The organism is Pseudomonas sp. GOM6 (assembly GCF_029537485.1).
Taxonomy (GTDB): Bacteria; Pseudomonadota; Gammaproteobacteria; order Pseudomonadales; family Pseudomonadaceae; genus Aquipseudomonas.
This window is the reverse complement of sequence record NZ_JARPUS010000011.1, coordinates 75,375-90,645: the sequence shown is the minus strand read 5'-3', so window position 1 is coordinate 90,645 and position 15,271 is coordinate 75,375. Positions and strand designations below refer to the sequence as shown.

The window sequence follows — 15,271 nt, the reverse complement described above, 5'->3', positions numbered from 1 at the left end:
CGGGCGCCCAGCGGTTAAGATGGGCGCCCGTTCTGTTTTCGGAAGCTTGCCATGCGCCCCCTCGTCGCCACCATCGATCTGGCCGCCATCGTCCACAACTACCGGCTGGCCAAGCGCTGTGCGCCAGGGCGCCAGGCGTTCGCGGTGGTCAAGGCCAATGCCTACGGCCATGGTGTGCGCGAAGTGGTCAGCGCCCTGCATGACGAGGCCGATGGCTTTGCCGTCGCCAGCCTGGAAGAGGCCGCCGAAGTGCGGGCGATGCACGGCGAGGCGCGCATCCTGCTGCTGGAAGGCTGTTTCGCCGCCGCCGAGTTGCCGATGGCCGCGCATCTGGGCCTGGATCTGGTCATCCAGGGTGCCGAGCAGGCCGAGGCGCTGCTCGCCGCCGAACTGCCGCGGGCGCTGAATGTCTGGCTCAAGCTGGATTCCGGCATGCACCGCCTGGGGCTTTCGGCCGACGAGGTGCGTCGGCAGTTCCCGTGTCTGCGCGCTGCGGCCCAGGTCGCCGAGCTGAACCTGATGAGTCACTTCGCCTGTGCCGACGAGCGCGGCCACTCGCTGACCGAGGTGCAGCTGGAGTCTTTCCTCGACCTGCTCGATCTCGACTTCGACCAGCGCAGCCTGGCCAATTCGGCGGCGCTGCTGATGATTCCGGCGGCGCATATGGACTGGCTGCGTCCCGGCATCATGCTCTACGGCGCTTCGCCTTTCGCCGATCTGAGCGCGGCCGAGCTGGGCCTGCGCCCGGCCATGAGCCTGAGTGGCGAACTGATCGCTGTGCGTGAGGTCGCCCCGGGCGAGAGCGTCGGCTATGGCGCGAGCTGGGTCGCCGAGCGCCCGTCGCGCATCGGTACGGTCAGCTGCGGTTACGCCGACGGCTACCCACGCCATGCGCCCAACGGCACGCCGGTGCTGGTCGCGGGACAGCGAGCAGCGCTGGCCGGGCGGGTGTCGATGGACATGCTGACGGTGGATCTCAGCGATCTGCCCGAGACGGCGGTCGGCGATGCGGTGGAGCTGTGGGGGGCCAACCTGCCGGTCGACGAGGTGGCGCGCGCTGCCGGCACCATTGGCTACGAGCTGCTGACCAAGGTCACCGCGCGGGTGCCGCGGCGTTACCTCTCAGGATAACTACGTCTTGTCTCCTGGGCCCTAGCTCAGGCCGCTGGGTACTTTTAGCACGTCGAGCATCAGGCAGGCCTGCGGGCTCAGCTCGCCATCACAGCCCTGTAGTACGAAACCCGAGCGGCCCTTCTGCTTGGCGCGGTACATGGCCTCGTCGGCGGCCTTGTACAAGCCGCTGAACTGTTGCGCATGCTGCGGATAGAGCGCCCCGCCGATACTGATGGTTACCGCCAGGCGGTTGGCGCCATACATCACTGGCTTGGCCAGTTCGGCGAGCAGGCGTTCGGCGATTTCCTGGGCATGGCACTCGGCTTCCGGGCCGCAGACCAGCACGGCGAACTCGTCACCGCCCAGGCGCGCCACCATGTCGTTGATGCGAACGTGTTCGCGAAGGCGCTGGCCGATGGTGCGGAGTAACAGATCGCCGGCATCGTGGCCGTAGCGGTCGTTGATGGGTTTGAAGTGGTCGAGGTCGACCAGCATCAGGGCTATCGACTCCTCGCGTCGCTGGGCGTCGGCCAGGGCCGTTTCGGCGCGCTCAACCAGGTAGCGTCGGTTGGGCAGCTCGGTGAGCGGATCATGGAAGGCGGCGAACTGCAGCAGTTGCTCGCGTTCGCTCAGTTGCCGATTGGCCTCGGCCAGTTCCGCCGTGCGCAGGCGTACGGCTTCCTGCAACTCTTCGGCGCTGCTCTGCATCTGCGCGATGCGCGCGGTCTTCTCGCGGTCGGCTTGGAGGATGGCCGTGGCTTTTTCCTGCTTGAGCATCTGAATGCGGTAGGCCAGGGCGAAGGAAAACAGGATCGACTCCGCAGCCACCGCCAGGGGGAACACATAGGCATTCCAGGTGGCCGGTTGCACCAGCCCGGTCGAACGCATCAGTGCCAGGCTGATGCTGCCGAGAATCAGGCCGTAGCCGCAGAGGTAGAGCAGGGCGGGGAAATAGCCCTGGCGCCAGCGAACCAGCGCCGAGCCGAGGGCGGCCGGAATGCTGGTCAGCGACAGCAGGGCGATGATCCAGGCCGCCAAGCCGCGCTGGCCAAGGGCTTCCAGGGTGATGGCAATGACGTAGCAGACACAGGCGAAGGTCAGCAGATGGTGCGCCCAGCGTACATGCTGGCGGGTCTGCAGCAGGGTCTGGGTGAAGCGGCAGGCGGCGAAACCCCAGAGCGAAGGCAGGGTGATGCGGTCGAGCCAGAAGGGCACCGGGTGGTTGGGCCACAGGTACTGGAAGCCGTGGCCGCTCATGCTGACGATCATCAGCAGGGCGCCGGTGGTGGTCAGCACGTACCAGAAGTAAGCCTTGTCACGCAGGCTGAAGAAGATGAACAGGTTGTACAGCAGCAGCGCGGCGATGATGCCGTAGATCAGGCCCAGGCCGAGGTTTTCCTGGATGGCCAGGTGATCGAGGTCTTCCAGTTGCCAGACCCTGAGCGGGAAAGAGTTGCCGGCCGGGTCATGGCTGCGCAGGTAGAAGGTCTGCGGCGTTTCACCTAGGGACGGCAGTTGCAGCACGATGCGCCGGTATTCATGGTCGCGGCCGTCGGCAAAGCTGACGCGCTGGCCGGACTGGCGTAGTGTCCAGCCCCCCTGGCCGTCAGGGCTGTAGAGCTGCAGGTCGAGCTGGGTTACCGCACCGTTTTCCAGCCACCACTGCGCCGGCGCATCGGCGCTGCGTTGCAACTGCAGTTTGATCCACCAGGGGTTGGGGTTCTGGCCGACGCTGGCGCGGCCGTTGGCTGGCGCGAAGCGCTGCTGCACGGCTGGATCGGCCATGTCGGCGATACTGAGTGTGCCGCCAACGTCTTCGAGCAGTTCGATCTGCCCGTTCAGTTCCACGCCGCTGCTGTCGCTTTGCAGCGTTATAGGCGCGGCCATGGTCCGGCCGCTCGCGAGGGCCAGGCAGAGCAACAACAGCAGTCCTTGCAGAAGATTGCACCGCAAAATTCGGGCTCCTAATGGCCAATAGGCGGGGAACTGGCAATCAGGCTGGAGTATAGGCACAACTCGGCCTGTGATCACAAACTGACATCATCTCAGCGCCAGCCGCATCACGCTGGCTGGCGCTGAGTCTGTATGTTTTTTGTGCTATATTCCGCGCCCCCTGTGAATCCCTGTTGATCAAAAAATATGCAAGCCGCCAAGCCGCTGTTCGACTATCCCAAATATTGGGCCGAGTGTTTCGGGCCTGCACCCTTCCTGCCGATGAGCCGGGAAGAGATGGATCAGCTTGGCTGGGATTCCTGCGACATCATCATCGTTACCGGCGATGCCTACGTTGATCACCCGTCCTTCGGCATGGCCATCATTGGCCGCCTGCTGGAAGCCCAGGGCTTTCGCGTCGGCATCATCGCGCAGCCGGACTGGCGCTCCAAAGACGACTTCATGAAGCTCGGCGAGCCGAACCTGTTCTTCGGTGTCGCCGCCGGCAACATGGACTCGATGATCAACCGCTACACCGCGGACAAGAAGATCCGCAGCGACGACGCCTATACCCCCGGCGGCGTCGCCGGCAAGCGCCCGGACCGCGCCAGCCTGGTCTACAGCCAGCGCTGCAAGGAGGCCTACAGCCACGTGCCGGTGATTCTAGGTGGCATCGAGGCCTCGCTGCGGCGCATCGCACACTACGACTATTGGCAGGACAAGGTACGTCGCTCGATCCTGATGGACGCGACCGCCGACATCCTTCTTTATGGCAACGCCGAGCGCGCCGTGGTGGAAATCGCCCAGCGCCTGGCCTTCGGCGAGAAGGTCGAGGACATCACCGATGTACGCGGCACTGCCTTTATCCGCCGTGACACCCCCGAAGGCTGGTACGAGGTGGACTCCACCCGCATCGACCGCCCGGGCCGCGTCGACAAGATCATCAACCCTTATGTGAATACCCAGGACACCGCCGCCTGCGCCATCGAGCAGGAAAAGGGTGCACCGGTCGAAGACGCTAACGAAGCCAAGGTTATCGAGCTGTTGCCCAGCCCGAAGATGACCCGCGACAAGACCGTGATCCGCCTGCCGTCCTTCGAGAAGGTGCGCAACGACCCGGTGCTCTATGCCCACGCCAACCGCGTGCTGCACCTGGAAACCAACCCGGGCAACGCCCGCGCCCTGGTGCAGAAGCACGGCGACGTCGACGTCTGGTTCACCCCGCCGCCGATCCCGATGACCACCGAGGAAATGGACTACGTGTTCGGCATGCCCTACGCGCGCGTGCCGCACCCGGCCTATGGCAAGGAGAAAATCCCGGCCTACGAGATGATCCGTTTCTCGGTCAACATCATGCGCGGATGCTTCGGCGGCTGCACCTTCTGCTCGATCACCGAGCACGAGGGCCGCATCATCCAGAACCGCTCCCACGACTCGATCATCCGCGAGATCGAGGAGATGCGTGACAAGGTGCCAGGCTTCACCGGCGTGGTTTCCGACCTTGGCGGGCCGACCGCCAACATGTACCGCATCGCCTGCAAGGACCCGGAAATCGAGAAGCACTGCCGCAAGCCCTCGTGCGTGTTCCCGGGCATCTGCGAAAACCTGAACACCGACCACTCGTCCCTGATCGAGCTGTACCGCAAGGCCCGTGCCCTGCCGGGTGTGAAGAAGATCCTGATCGCCTCGGGTCTGCGCTACGACCTGGCCGTGGAGTCGCCGGAGTACGTCAAGGAGCTGGTCACCCACCATGTCGGTGGCTACCTGAAGATCGCCCCGGAGCACACCGAGCGCGGCCCGCTGGACAAGATGATGAAGCCGGGCATCGGCAGCTACGACCGCTTCAAGCAGATGTTCGAGAAGTTCTCGAAGGAAGCGGGCAAGGAGCAGTACCTGATTCCTTACTTCATCGCCGCGCACCCGGGCACCACCGACGAGGACATGATGAACCTCGCCCTGTGGCTCAAGCGCAATGGCTTCCGTGCGGACCAGGTGCAGGCCTTCTACCCCTCGCCGATGGCCACCGCCACGGCCATGTACCACTCGGGCAAGAACCCGCTGCGCAAGGTCACCTACAAGTCGGATGGCGTCGAGATCGTCAAGAGCGAGCAGCAGCGCCGCCTGCACAAGGCCTTCCTGCGCTACCACGACCCGAAGGGCTGGCCGATGCTGCGCGAGGCGCTGGAGCGCATGGGTCGCAGCGATCTGATCGGCAACGGCAAGCACCACCTGATCCCGACCTACCAGCCGAACACCGACGAGTACCAGAGCGCCCGGCGCAAGAACTCGACTCCGGCCGGCAGTAAGAAGGCCGGCGCCCAAGGCAAGACGGTCGGCAAGATCCTCACCCAGCACACCGGCCTGCCGCCGCGCGGCAGCGACGGCAGCAAGGCCTGGGACAAGCGCGAGCAGGCCAAGGCCGCCGCCGAGGCAAGGCGCAAGGCGGAAAAGGCCGGTGCCGGCAAGTCGGGCAACAAGAAGCCGAGCAAGCGCCCGGTGGCGCCACGCTGATGAGCTTTCTCCCCTCGCCCACTTGTGGGAGAGGGGCCGGGGGAGAGGGCCTTACCGCGTAGCACTCCCTCTCCCCAGCCCTCTCCCGTGAACGGGAGAGGGGGAAGTGCCCCGCATCCCGGATCGCATCCGGGCTACGTCTGTTGCTGGCGCCTTTTCCGTGCGCCTTTTCCGTGCGCTCTCTGCGGCTGCCCCATTCTGGTGCTGGCAATTCGCCGCGAGCCGCATAAAGCCTGAAAAACCCGCTGGCATAACTCTTGCGCTGCTCAAGTATCGCCCTGGCTCGCAGGAGGCACGCCGTGTCGATTCATGTCGCACTGCAGCACGTCACGCACTACCGCTACGACCGTCCGATCAACCTCGGCCCGCAGGTGGTTCGCCTGCGCCCGGCCCCGCACAGCCGCACGCGCATTCTCTCCTACGCGCTGCAGGTCGAGCCGGGCGAGCACTTCGTCAACTGGCAGCAGGACCCGCAGGGCAACTACCTGGCGCGCCTGGTGTTCCCGGACAAGACCGAGCAGCTCAAGGTCTGCGTCGACCTGGTTGCCGAGATGGCGGTGTTCAACCCCTTCGACTTCTTCCTCGAACCGCATGCCGAGAAGATCCCCTTCGCCTATGGCCAGGATGAGCAGCGCGAGCTGGCACCTTATCTGGCGACGCTGAAGGGCGGCCCGCTGTTCGCCGATTACCTGGCCAAGGTCGAGCGTACGCCGACCCCCAGCGTCGACTTTCTGGTGGCGCTCAACCAGCGCGTGGCCAGCGACGTGCGCTACCTGATTCGCCTGGAGCCGGGCGTGCAGAGCCCCGAGCAAACCCTTGAACTGGGCTCCGGCTCCTGCCGCGACTCGGCCTGGCTGCTGGTGCAGCTGCTGCGGCATCTGGGGCTGGCGGCGCGGTTCGTTTCCGGCTACCTGATCCAGCTCACGGCCGACCAGAAGTCGCTGGACGGCCCCAGTGGCACCGACGTGGATTTCACCGATCTGCACGCCTGGTGCGAGGTCTACCTGCCCGGCGCCGGCTGGATCGGCCTCGACCCCACCAGTGGTCTGTTCGCCGGCGAAGGCCATATTCCTCTCGCCTGCAGCCCGGAGCCGTCCTCGGCGGCGCCGATCAGCGGCCTGCTCGACGAGTGCGAATGCGAGTTCGAGCACGAGATGCGCGTCGAGCGCATCTGGGAGGCGCCGCGGGTCACCAAGCCCTACAGCGACGAACAGTGGCAGGACATCCTCGCCGTCGGCCGCCAGGTCGATGCCGAGCTGGCCTATGGCGACGTGCGCCTGACCATGGGTGGCGAACCGACCTTCGTCGCCCTCGACTACCCGGACGACCCCGAGTGGAACACCGAGGCCATGGGGCCGAACAAGCGGCGCCTGGCCAGCGAGCTGTTCCACCGCCTGCGCGAGCATTACGCACCGCAGGCGCTGGTGCACTTTGGCCAGGGCAAGTGGTACCCGGGCGAGCAGCTGCCGCGCTGGTCGCTGAACTGCTTCTGGCGCAAGGATGGCGAGCCGATCTGGCAGGACGCCGCCCTGTACGCCGACGAAACCCGTTACTACGGCGCCGATGCCCGCCTCGCCGCCCGCTTTCTGCACAACCTGGCCGGACGCCTGGGGCTGGAGGCCGAACACGTGTTTCCGGCCTACGAGGACTGGCTCTACTACCTGTGGCGCGAGCGCCGCCTGCCGGCCAACGTCAGCCCGGACGATCCGCGCCTGGCCGACCCGCTGGAGCGTGAGCGCCTGCGCAAGGTGTTCTGCCGTGGCCTGGGCGAGGTGGTCGGGCAGGTGCTGCCGCTGATGCGCAGCGCCGATGATTCCAGCTGGCTGACCGGCCCCTGGTTCCTGCGCGACGAACACTGCCGGCTGATTCCCGGCGACTCGCCGCTGGGCTATCGCCTGCCGCTGGATTCGCAACCCTGGGTCGGCGAGCTGGACTACCCCTACGTCACCCCGCAGGACCCGCACCAGAGCTTCCCGCCGCTGCCCAGCCGGCAGAGCATCCAGCAGCAGCTGCGCACGCCGCTGCACCCGGGCAATGGCCACGGCAAGGCGCTGGCCGAGGGCGAGGGGCCGCAGGCGCCGGGGCTGTTCGAGTCGGCCAGCGGCATCGTGCGTACCGCGCTGTGTGCCGAGCCGCGTGACGGTCGCCTGTACCTGTTCATGCCGCCCCTGAATCGGCTGGATGACTACCTGGAGCTGGTCGCCGCCATCGAGGCCACCGCCCGCGAACTGCGCTGCCCGGTGCTGCTGGAAGGCTACGAGCCGCCGCAGGACCCGCGCCTGATCCACTTCCGCGTCACCCCGGACCCAGGCGTGATCGAGGTGAACATCCACCCGGCCAGCAGCTGGGATGAGCTGGTCGAGCGCACCGAGTTTCTCTACGAAGCAGCACGCCAGTGCCGCCTGTCCAGCGAGAAGTTCATGCTCGACGGCCGCCACACCGGCACCGGCGGCGGCAATCACTTCGTCCTCGGTGGCGCCACCGCCGCCGAGTCGCCCTTCCTGCGTCGGCCCGATCTGCTGCGCAGCCTGATCAGCTACTGGCACAACCACCCGTCGCTGTCCTACCTGTTCAGCGGCCTGTTTATCGGCCCGACCTCGCAGGCCCCGCGCGTGGACGAGGCGCGCAACGATGCCCTCTACGAGCTGGAGATCGCCTTCGCGCAGATGCCCGAGCCGGGCCGCGAATGCCCGCCCTGGCTGGTCGACCGCCTGCTGCGTCACCTACTGGTGGATGTGACTGGCAATACCCACCGCGCCGAGTTCTGCATCGACAAGCTGTACTCGCCGGATTCTTCCAGCGGCCGCCTCGGCCTGCTCGAACTGCGCGCCTTCGAGATGCCGCCGCACGCGCGCATGAGCCTGGCCCAGCAGCTGTTGCTGCGCGCGCTGGTGGCGCGCTTCTGGAACGAGCCGTATCGCCCGCAGCGCCTGGCGCGTTGGGGGACCGAACTGCACGACCGCTTCCTGCTGCCGCATTTCGTCGAGCAGGACTTCGCCGACGTGATCTTCGAGCTCAACGGCGCCGGCTATCCGCTGCGCGCCGAATGGTTCGCCCCGCACCTGGAGTTCCGCTTCCCCAAGATCGGCGATTACGCGGTCAGGGGCATCGACCTGGAGCTGCGCCAGGCTCTCGAGCCCTGGCACGTGCTGGGCGAGGAGGGCGCCATTGGCGGCACGGTGCGCTATGTCGATTCGTCGCTGGAGCGGGTGCAGGTCAAACTCAGCGGCCTGGCGCCGGATCGCTACCAGCTCACCTGCAACGGCGCGCCGGTGCCGCTGCGGCCCACCGGCACCGTGGGCGAGTTCGTCGGCGGCGTGCGCTACCGCGCCTGGCAGCCAGCCAGTTGCCTGCAGCCGACCATCGGCGTGCAGGCACCGCTGGTGTTCGACCTGGTCGACACCTGGATGCAACGCTCCCTCGGCGGCTGCCAGTACCATGTAGCCCATCCTGGTGGGCGCAATTTTGAGGCGCTACCGGTCAATGCCTATGCTGCGGAGAGCCGGCGCCTTGCGCGCTTCTTCCGTCACGGGCATAGCCCGGGCGAACTGACAGTGGCTGAAGCCATCCACAATAATGAATTGCCCATGACCCTGGACCTGCGCCGCGTCTAGCTCCCTCTCCCGCTTGCGGGAGAGGGTTGGGGAGAGGGGCGGACTGCTGCCCTCTCCTTCAGCCCCTCTCCCATAAATGGGCGAGGGGAGTGCTGCGCCCCATCGAGCCTGCCATGCCTAACCTGCTTGCCGACTACCCGCGCCCAAGCGCGGCCTACCACGAACTGCTCGATGCCCAGGGCCAGGTCCGTCCGTACTGGCGCCGCCTGTTCGAACACCTGCAGCGCAGCAGCCCGGCGCTGCTGCAACAGCGTCAGGCTCTGCTGGAGCGGCAGATCCAGGAAAACGGCGTGACCTACAACGTCTATGCCGACCCGGATGGCGCCGATCGCCCCTGGGAGCTGGACCTGTTGCCCAACCTGATTCCCGCCGAGGAGTGGCAGCAGATCGCCGCCGGCGTGGCCCAGCGCGCCGGCCTGCTGAATGCCGTGCTCGCCGACCTGTACGGCCCGCAGCAGCTGCTCGCCGACGGCCTGCTGCCGGCCGAACTGGTGTTCGGCCACGACAATTTCCTCTGGCCGTGCCAGGGCATCCAGCCGCCGGGCGGTACCTTTCTGCACCTGTACGCCGTCGACCTGGCCCGCGCGCCGGACGGGCGCTGGTGGGTCACTGCCGACCGCACCCAGGCGCCCTCCGGCGCCGGCTACGCCCTGGAGAACCGGCAGATCCTCTCGCGCGCCTTTCCCGAACTGTACCGCGACCTGCGTGTGCAGTACCTGGCCGGCTTCTTCCGCACCCTGCAGGACACCCTGGCGCGCCAGGCACCGGCAGACGGCGAGACGCCGCTGGTGGTGTTGCTGACCCCGGGGCGCTTCAACGAAAGCTACTTCGAGCACCTGTACCTGGCGCGCCAGCTCGGCTATCCGCTGGTCGAGGGCAGCGACCTCACCGTGCGCGACGCCAAGCTCTACCTCAAGACCCTGGCCGGCCTGCGCCGGGTGCACGCGGTGCTGCGCCGCCTGGACGATGACTACTGTGATCCGCTGGAGCTGCGCACCGACTCGGCCCTCGGCGTGCCCGGCCTGCTCGATGCGGTGCGCCAGGGCAATGTGCTGGTCGCCAATGCCCTCGGCAGCGGCGTGCTGGAATCCCCGGGGTTGCCGGGTTTCCTGCCCGGCATCGCCGAGAAGCTGCTGGGCGAAGAGTTGCTGCTGCCGTCCATCGCCAGCTGGTGGTGCGGCGAGCCGCCGGTGCTTGACGAGGCGCTGGAAAAGCTCGACGAGCTGCTGGTGCGCCCGGCTTTTCCGTCGCAGAGCTTCGTCCCGGTGTTTGGCCGCGACCTCGATGCAGCCGGCCGAGCGGCGCTGGCCGAGCGCATCCGCGCAAGGCCTTATGCCTATGTCGCCCAGGCCCGTGCCCAGCTGTCGCAGGCGCCGGTGTGGCAGGGCGCCACGACCGGCCTTGCGCCGCGTGCCATCGGCATGCGCGTGTTCGCCGTGGCCAGTGCCGACGGCTACCGCGTGCTGCCCGGCGGCCTGACCCGGGTGGCCGCCGACGCCGACGCCGAGGTGGTGTCGATGCAGCGCGGCGGGGCGAGCAAGGACACCTGGGTGCTCGGCGAGCGCAACCCCGGCGGTGAGCCCTGGCAGTGGCTGCGTCCGCTCGGCGTGGCCGACCTGGTACGTAGCGACCCCTACCTGCCGTCGCGGGTGGTGGAAAACCTGTTCTGGTTCGGCCGTTATTCCGAGCGCTGCGAAGACAGTGCGCGCCTGCTGCGTATCATGCTGGGCCGCTATATCGACGACGATGACGATCCGCAGGCGCTGCAGGCGGCCCTCAGCCTGGCCGAAGGCCTGGGCCTGCTGCCCGACGCCGGTCACGGCAGCCTGGAGCAGCGCCTGTTCGACGCTACCCTCGGCGCCAACTGGCCGGCCAGCCTGCGCGGCTGTCTGCAGAGTCTGCAATGGGCCGCCGGCAGCGTGCGCGGCAAGCTGTCCCAGGCCAACTGGCAGGAGTTGCTGGAGCTGCAGCGCGAGGCGCAGGAGCTGGACGGCCAGGACGCCGACCTGGGCGAGCTGCTGGAATATCTCAGCCGCCTGCAGATGTCGATGGCGGCGCTGTCCGGTTTCGCCCTCGATGACATGACCCGTGACGACGGCTGGCGCTTTCTCATGATCGGTCGCTGCATCGAGCGCCTGCAGTTTCTCTGCGACAGCCTGGCCAGCTTCCTGCGCAGCCGCGCGGTGCAGGACCAGTCGGCCCTGGAGTGGCTGCTGGAGCTGGGCAACAGCAGCATCACCTACCGCACCCGCTACCTGGCCAGCGCCCAGCTGATCCCGGTGCTCGACCTGCTGTTGCTCGATGCGCAGAACCCCCACGCGGTGATCTTCCAGCTGCGCCAGCTGCAGCACTCGCTGGCGCGCCTGGGCGACGCCTATGACCTGGTGGCCGACCATCGCCTGGGCGAGCTGGAGCAGCGGCTGGTGACCTTGCGTCTGGAAAACCTCGAAGGCAACCTGTTCGGCCCGGCTGGCGTGCGCGCCGTGCTGGGCGGGCTGGCCGAGCTGCTGGAGCAGATTTCCGCCGCTGCTGGCGAAGTCTCCGACCGCCTGGCCCTGCGCTTTTTCGTCCACGTCGATGCCAGCCGCAGGACCCAATCGCTATGAGCCGCAGCGCCCACTACCAGGTGCTCCACGATACCCACTACCGCTACACCGAGCCGGTGTCGCTGGCCCAGCAGCAGGCCCATCTGTGGCCGCGCGAGTGTCCCTGGCAGCGCTGTCTGGACCGTCACCTCACCGTCACGCCGCAGCCCTGTCACCGCCATGACGACCAGGATGCCTTCGGCAATCCACTGACCCGACTGGCCTTCGAACGCCCGCACCAGCAGCTGCGGGTGATTGCCAGCCTGCGCGTGGAGGTGCTGGCCCGCGACAACTTCGAACTGGTCGATTCACCGGCCTGGGAGCGTGTGGTCAGCGCTCTTGGTTATTCCGGCCAGCCATTGTCCGCCGAGCTGCTGGAGGCGGCGCGCTATCGCTACCAGTCGCCCTACGTGCACCTGAAGAGCCGCTTCGCCGCCTACGCCGCCGACTGCTTCACCCCGGGCCGCCCGCTGCTGGAGGCGGCCGATGCGCTGATGCAGAAGATCTTCCGCGAGTTCACCTTCGATGCCAGCGCCACCCAGGTGGCGACGCCGCTGCTTCAGGTGCTGGAGGAGCGCCGCGGCGTGTGCCAGGACTTCGCCCACCTGATGCTCGCCTGCCTGCGCTCGCTGGGCCTGTCGGCGCGCTATATCAGCGGCTATCTGCTGACCCAGCCGCCGCCCGGCCAGCCCCGCCTGATCGGCGCCGACGCCTCGCATGCCTGGATCTCGCTGTACTGCCCGCAACAGGGCTGGGTGGATTTCGACCCGACCAACAACCTGCGCCCGAACCTGGAACACATCACCCTCGGCTGGGGCCGCGACTTCTCCGACGTTTCACCCCTGCGCGGTGTGATCCTCGGCGGTGGCGAGCACGATCCGGAGGTGCGGGTGACGGTGATGCCGTTGGAGGCGCCGTTACCGGCGGCGGGGTGAAGTGCACTCCTCTCCCACATGCGGGAGAGGGGACGTCAGCCCGTAGCCCGGATGCAATCCGGGGCCGGAGTCGCCTGCTTCCCGGATTGCATCCGGGCTACCTTTTGAGCCACGCCAGCGCGCCGAGTCCGGCCGCGCGCCCGCTGGCGAAGCAGGCGGTGAGCAGGTAGCCGCCGGTGGGGGCTTCCCAGTCGAGCATTTCGCCGGCGCAGAAGGTGCCGGGCAGGGCGTGGAGCATCAGCTGCTTGTCCAGCGCTTCGAACGGCACGCCGCCGGCGCTGGAGATGGCTTCGTCCAGCGGACGGGGGCGCAACAGTTCGATGGGCAGGGCCTTGATCGCGTGGGCGAGGCGGACCATGTCGGCGAAGTCCTCGGCACGGGTCAGCTCGCGCAGCAGCGCGGCCTTGGCACCGTCCAGACCGAGCTGGCGGTGCAGGTGCTTGGCCATCGACGCCGAGCCGCGCGGCTTGCTGAGCAGCGCTGCGACTTTATCCAACGTCCTGTCCGGTTGTAGATCCAGATAAACCCGCGCCTGGCCGTGCTGCTCGATGTGCTGGCGAATGGCGGCGGACAGCGCATAGATCAGGCTGCCCTCCACGCCATGCTCGGTCAGCACGAACTCGCCACGCCGTGGCGCCTTGTCGTCCAGCGCCAGGGTGACGTTCTTCAGCGGCGCGCCGGCGAACTTGCCGCGCAGGTGCTCGCTCCAGCCGGCCACTTCGAAGCCGCAGTTGGCCGGTCGCAGCTTGGATACCTCGACCCCGCGCTGCTCCAGCAACGGCACCCAGGCGCCATCCGAACCGAGCCGTGCCCAGCTGCCGCCGCCCAGGGCCAGCACGCAGGCGTCGGCCTTGAGCAACCGCTCGCCATCGGAGGTGGCAATACGCAGCGCACCGGAGTCATGCCAGCCCAGCCAGCGGCTGCGCGTGTGGATCGTTACGCCCGCCTCGCGCAGGCGTTTGAGCCAGGCGCGCAGCAGCGGCGCGGCCTTCATATCGGTGGGGAACACCCGTCCCGAGGTGCCGACAAAGGTGTCGATGCCCAGGCCGTGAATCCATATGCGCAGGGCCTCGGCGTCGAAGTCCTGCAGGAGCTTGGCGATTTCGCCTTCGCGCTCGCGGTAACGGGCGAGAAACGGCGCCTTGGCCTCGGAGTGGGTGATGTTCATACCGCCGACCCCGGCCAGGAGAAACTTGCGTCCCACCGAGGGCATGGCGTCGAACAGCTCGACCCGCGCGCCGCCGGCCGCCAGCACTTCGGCGGCCATCAGCCCGGCGGGGCCGCCGCCGATAACGGCGACGAGGGGAGTGGGGCGGGCGTTGGAGTCGGTCATGGCGTGTGTGGCTGGGCGGCGGAAGGCGCCATTCTACCCGCCAGCCTTGTCATCTGCGCGGGCTTAGGGCAGGGTCGTCGCACATTCCTCCAGTGACGAGATTGCGCTATGTCCGGCCTCTATCCCAGCGTCGACCCCGAAGGTCTGATCGAGTACTCGGTGGTCTACACCGACCGTTCCCTCAACCATATGTCGCAGTCCTTCCAGGGCGTGATGCGGGATATTTCCAACACCCTGAAGCGGGTCTACAACGCCCACGCCGTGGCCGTGGTGCCGGGCAGCGGCACCTTCGGCATGGAAGCGGTGGCGCGCCAGCTGGCGACCGGGCAGAAGACCCTGGTGATCCGTAACGGCTGGTTCAGCTACCGCTGGACGCAGATCTTCGAGATGGGCCAGATTCCCGCTGCCTCCACCGTGCTCAAGGCGCGCCCGGTCAGTGATGAGCCGCAAGCGGCCTTCGCTCCGGCGCCGCTGGCCGAGGTGCTGGCGACCATCGCCGCCGAGAAGCCGCAGGTGGTGTTCGCCCCGCATGTGGAAACCGCCTCGGGCATGCTCCTGCCGGACGATTACCTGCGCGCCGTGGCCGATGCCGTGCACGCGGTGGGTGGCCTGTTCGTGCTCGACTGCATCGCCTCCGGCACCCTCTGGGTGGACATGCAGGCGTGCGGCGTCGACGTGCTGATCAGTGCGCCGCAGAAGGGCTGGAGCGCCTCGCCGTGCTGCGCCCTGGTGATGCTCAGCGAAGCCGCCCAGGCGCGCGTCGAGGCGACCCAGAGCAGCAGCTTCGCCTGCGACCTGAAGAAGTGGCTGCAGATCATGCAGGCCTACGAACAGGGCGGCCACGCCTACCACGCGACCATGCCCAGCGACGCTCTGGCGCGTTTCCGTGATGCGATGCAGGAGGCCGAGGCCAATGGCTTCGCCACCGTCTGCGAGCAGCAGCGCGAGCTGGGTCGCCGCGTGCGCGCGCTGCTGGCGGCCAAGGGCTTCAAGAGCGTCGCCGCCGAGGGTTTCGAGGCGCCGGGCGTGGTGGTCTGCTACACCGACGACGCGCAGATCAAGAACGGCAGCAAGTTCGCCGCCCAGGGCCTGCAGACCGCCGCTGGCGTGCCGCTGCAGTGCGACGAGCCGGCCGACTTCCAGACTTTCCGCGTCGGTCTGTTCGGCCTGGACAAGCTGGGCAATGTCGAGCGCACCGTGGCCACGCTGGAGCAGGCGCTGGACAAGGTTCTGGCGGACTAGCCGGCT

General features: G+C 67.5%; 8 protein-coding genes. 6 read left to right on the top strand and 2 right to left on the bottom strand.

Annotation, left to right across the window (positions count from 1 at the left end):
• The first annotated feature begins 51 nt into the window (after positions 1 to 51).
• Positions 52 to 1,131 carry an alanine racemase gene (gene alr / locus P7A97_RS14105; RefSeq protein WP_277690591.1) on the top strand — a complete coding sequence of 360 codons (1,080 nt, stop codon included), beginning with the start codon at positions 52 to 54 and terminating at the stop codon, positions 1,129 to 1,131.
• Between the two features lie 21 nt (positions 1,132 to 1,152).
• Here the strand turns inward: alr and P7A97_RS14100 are convergent, their stop codons facing one another.
• Complete coding sequence (locus P7A97_RS14100; protein WP_277690590.1) at positions 1,153 to 3,000, bottom strand: diguanylate cyclase; 1,848 nt, start codon at positions 2,998 to 3,000, stop codon at positions 1,153 to 1,155.
• A gap of 252 nt (positions 3,001 to 3,252) precedes the next feature.
• Here P7A97_RS14100 and P7A97_RS14095 point away from each other — a divergent pair, with 252 nt between their 5' ends.
• The 4 genes from P7A97_RS14095 to P7A97_RS14080 all read left to right on the top strand — a co-directional run bounded on the left by P7A97_RS14095 (position 3,253) and on the right by P7A97_RS14080 (position 12,690).
• Positions 3,253 to 5,556 (top strand): YgiQ family radical SAM protein, encoded by a 2,304-nt coding sequence (locus P7A97_RS14095; RefSeq protein ID WP_277690589.1) that lies wholly within the window; start codon positions 3,253 to 3,255, stop codon positions 5,554 to 5,556.
• Positions 5,557 to 5,855: 299 nt separating this feature from the next.
• Positions 5,856 to 9,170 carry a transglutaminase family protein gene (locus P7A97_RS14090; protein WP_277690588.1) on the top strand — a complete coding sequence of 1,105 codons (3,315 nt, stop codon included), beginning with the start codon at positions 5,856 to 5,858 and terminating at the stop codon, positions 9,168 to 9,170.
• Positions 9,171 to 9,283: 113 nt separating this feature from the next.
• Positions 9,284 to 11,776 (top strand): circularly permuted type 2 ATP-grasp protein, encoded by a 2,493-nt coding sequence (locus tag P7A97_RS14085; RefSeq protein WP_277690587.1) that lies wholly within the window; start codon positions 9,284 to 9,286, stop codon positions 11,774 to 11,776.
• Entirely contained in the window at positions 11,773 to 12,690 is a 918-nt protein-coding gene (locus P7A97_RS14080; protein ID WP_277690586.1) for a transglutaminase family protein, read from the top strand. Before P7A97_RS14085 ends, P7A97_RS14080 begins: the two co-directional genes overlap by 4 nt.
• A 97-nt stretch (positions 12,691 to 12,787) precedes the next feature.
• Here the strand turns inward: P7A97_RS14080 and P7A97_RS14075 are convergent, their stop codons facing one another.
• Positions 12,788 to 14,023 (bottom strand): TIGR03862 family flavoprotein, encoded by a 1,236-nt coding sequence (locus tag P7A97_RS14075; RefSeq protein ID WP_277690585.1) that lies wholly within the window; start codon positions 14,021 to 14,023, stop codon positions 12,788 to 12,790.
• A 108-nt stretch (positions 14,024 to 14,131) separates the two neighbouring features.
• On the opposite strand from P7A97_RS14075, the gene P7A97_RS14070 reads away from it, so the two are divergent.
• The gene (locus P7A97_RS14070) at positions 14,132 to 15,265 is read left to right on the top strand and encodes an aminotransferase class V-fold PLP-dependent enzyme (protein ID WP_277690584.1); all 1,134 of its coding nucleotides are present in this window, start codon (positions 14,132 to 14,134) and stop codon (positions 15,263 to 15,265) included.
• Positions 15,266 to 15,271: the final 6 nt, after the last annotated feature.